This is a genomic window from Neisseria sp. Marseille-Q1983 (assembly GCF_018224585.1).
GTDB classification, from domain to species: Bacteria; Pseudomonadota; Gammaproteobacteria; order Burkholderiales; family Neisseriaceae; genus Neisseria; species Neisseria polysaccharea.
The window spans coordinates 1-3,218 of the sequence record NZ_JAGTUI010000081.1 but is presented as its reverse complement, the minus strand read 5'-3'; the positions used below and the strand labels follow the sequence as shown (position 1 = coordinate 3,218).

The window sequence follows — 3,218 nt, the reverse complement described above, 5'->3', positions numbered from 1 at the left end:
CCGTAAAGTTAAAAAGTTCCCTCTATATCGAGGAGCCATTTTGCATTCCCCCCCCCCCCCCCCCCCGCAAAATGAACATTTCGAGCAAGACCTTATCCCTTACGCCGTCCGTTTCAGACTCAATCAAATCCTTCCCGAACTCGACTGCCATTGGCAGGAAAATCTGACAGAAATCTTCAAAACACTTTCTCCCGAAGCCGGTCAGGCCGCCTGTACGCAAATCCTTTCCCGAAAAGGCATAGGCTATAACGAAGCCGACGGTTCTTTCACTTACCTTCCCAAAAAACGCATTTCGTTTTCTTCTTTGGCAACGGATATTCCCATTCCCGACCTCAAACGGCTGGCGGGGCATATCGCGGAACGCCTGAATGTATTGGCGCAATGCGAATCGCCGGTTTATATTGCCGACATTCTCGAAAGCGTGCTGTCCGTTATCAAAAATGTCGATACCGGAGGCAAGCGCGCACGGGAAAATTTCAAACAGATTCTGAAAACCGAATTCATCTACGCCGCCGCTGCGGTATTGAAAAACAAAACCAAATGGGAAATCCCCGAAAATACCCGCAATCTCGATTCGGACATCATCTGTACCTATATCTGCGAAGTGTTCCTAAAATCGCACCTGCTCGGCAACAGTTTTCCGATGATGCGCCCGCGCGAAGTGAAGCAGATGCCCGAACCGGTGTTTGACAAAGTATTGTTTGCCGAACAGCGCGCCCGCCAGTTGGAAGTTATCCGAACGTCAAAATACATCTTCGCCATCGCGCCTTATTACACTGACGATATTCCGTTTTCCCTGCGCCGCTTCCTGTCGGAAGACAAACTTTATACCAGCTACAACCGCTATTACACCGCCATCCATATCCCCGTCCGCAACATCACTCAGAATGATGCCCTGCGTTTTGCCAACGGTTTGAAACAGATTCTTTCGCTGCAATCCGGCGTGAGCTGGGAAATCATCGATATGATGGACAGGATAGAGGAAAACTACGACAAAAAAGCCCTGCCGCTGCTGTTTTCGCCATTCCCCGCGCAAGTCGAACGCACGCAGGCGATTGCCGCCAGATTGGACCAATTCGAGCGGTTGTTGGGCGACACCGTCCTCGATCCGTTCTACTATTGCCTGACGCGTATGGCGAAGGGCGAGGAAGATTTGAAATATATTTATATCGCCTTCCGCCAGTCTTTCGGCGGCATCTTCAATTCGTTTGAAAACTTCCGCCTGCTGCCCGCGCTGTGGATGAGCAGGGATGTGGAAAATATGTCCGACCGCATGAACGCCTATATTTCCGCAATGGAAGACCGCCGCCGCGAGATATTGTCCATTCGGCAGGGAAAGCCTGAAGAAGAATTTTCCCGCAAGATGGCCGGCTGCCTGACCGACTTGGAAAACTGTCTGGAAAAATACCTCGAACAGTTCGGGCCGGTATCGGAAAGCATCGAAGCCTGTACCGCCAAACTGCAGGAGCAACCGTCGTTCTTCAACAGGCTGATGAAAACCAACGACAAGCTCAACAGGCAGATTGACGTGTTGCAGAAACAGTCGGCAGCCATCCACAACGAAGCCTATATCGAAATGAACACGCTGCTTTACCGCCACCGCGAAGTGGTTTCCGTCCACAACCGCAAAGCAGATTATGCGGAAAAGGGCAAAGAGCGGATTGCGCTGTTCCCGCGCGGATTGAACGGCATCACCAAGCTGCCCGCCGCCGTCCTGTTGCCCGAGCGTCCCTACCATTTTGATATGAAGGAGGTTCTGCATATATTCTCCCGGATACCGAGGTAAGCGTATCGGCTGCCGGATAAAAATGCACCCCGTCATTCCTGTCTGTACGGGGATGGCGGCAGTGTTTCCTGCTTCGTTTTCAATCGAGCCTAAAACAATGCCGTCTGAAACGGAAGCGTTCAGACGGCATTTCTACAATCAAACGGCGGGCTGTTTATTTGAATTTGTAGGTGTATTGCAGGCCGATGATGTCGGCGTGGTTTTTGAAACGTGCGGAAGACGCGCCTTTGCTGTCCACATCGTTGCCGCTTGCCTTCGCCGTGCGGTAGCTGGTGTCGTTGATGTGGATGTGGGTGTAGGCGGCATCGACGACGTGGTTTTTACCGATATTGTATTTCATGCCGGCGGAGAACCAGATGCGGTTGCCGTCGGGCAGGCTGTTCATGCGGTAGTCGGCGTTGCGGACGGGCGATTTGTCAAAAGCGATGCCGGCGCGCAGTTGGAGCGGTTCGTTGATTTGATAAGAACCTCCGAATCCGACTTTGTAGGTGTTGCGCCAGTTGGGCGTGATGGTGGTGCGGTCGGATTTTTTGCTCATACCGATGGTTTTTTCTTTTTCAAAAACCAGTTCGGCTTTATTGAAGCGGCTGTGGCGCGTCCAAGTTACGTCGCCGAACAGGTTGGCTTTGTCGGACACTTTGTACATTCCGTGTACGGACAAAGACTCAGGCGTTACGATTTTGACACTGGCTTTTTCATTCGCCGTGTAACCGAGCGGTGCGAGCATATTGCCATTCCACTGTTGTTTCGCCGCCGCGTCGTCTGCCGCCCATTCGGCATCGCCTTTGAGCGTGTGCGAGACTTTGGAACGGTAGTTCACGCCCATGCGCGCACGGTCGTTGATGTCCCACATCCACGCCAGTTGGTAGCCGAAGCCCCAATCGCTGCCTTTGACATCGGCGTGTCCGTCGGCTTTGATTTGAGCAGCGGCAGTAGGATTAGATTGCAGCATTTGCACTTTATTTTTAATCCCCCAGTCGGCATATTTGCGCAGTTCGGCGGAAGTATGTTGTGCGATGATGCCTGTGCCGAAGGAATGGCGGTTGTTGAGTTTCCACGCGGCGACAGGTTCGACGGCGATGCTGGTCAGACCGAGTTTGTTGATGTTGTGGCGCAACACGGAATCTTTTTCGTATTCGGTGGCAGAGCCAAAGGGGACGTACACGCCCAAGCCCACGGTCAGGTCGTCGTTGACTTTGTATGCGCCGTAGATGTGGGGCGCAACCGTGGTTTTGGTGATTTTGCCGTTTTTAGAACCTTGGACGGGAAGCTCGGTAAAGTCGGTGGCGGAATCTGCCTCATAATGAATGCTGGGCAACACGATGTTGGCGTTGACGGAAATCTGGCTGCTGTCGAGTTTGGTCAGACCGGCGGGGTTGTAGAAGATGGTCGATGCGTCGGCGGCTTCTGCGGCGGCGGCATTTGCCGTACT

2 protein-coding genes are annotated in these 3,218 nt (G+C 52.8%); one reads left to right on the top strand and one right to left on the bottom strand.

The window, feature by feature from the left end; translation table 11 throughout:
• A partial coding sequence (locus tag KEM39_RS11735) for a hypothetical protein (protein ID WP_249182762.1) occupies positions 1-1,786 on the top strand: 1,786 nt, incomplete at its 5' end.
• 154 nt (positions 1,787-1,940) lie between these two features.
• Here the strand turns inward: KEM39_RS11735 and KEM39_RS10990 are convergent.
• Positions 1,941-3,218, bottom strand: a 1,278-nt coding sequence (locus tag KEM39_RS10990; protein ID WP_211710038.1) for an OmpP1/FadL family transporter, incomplete at its 5' end; no start/stop codon positions are given.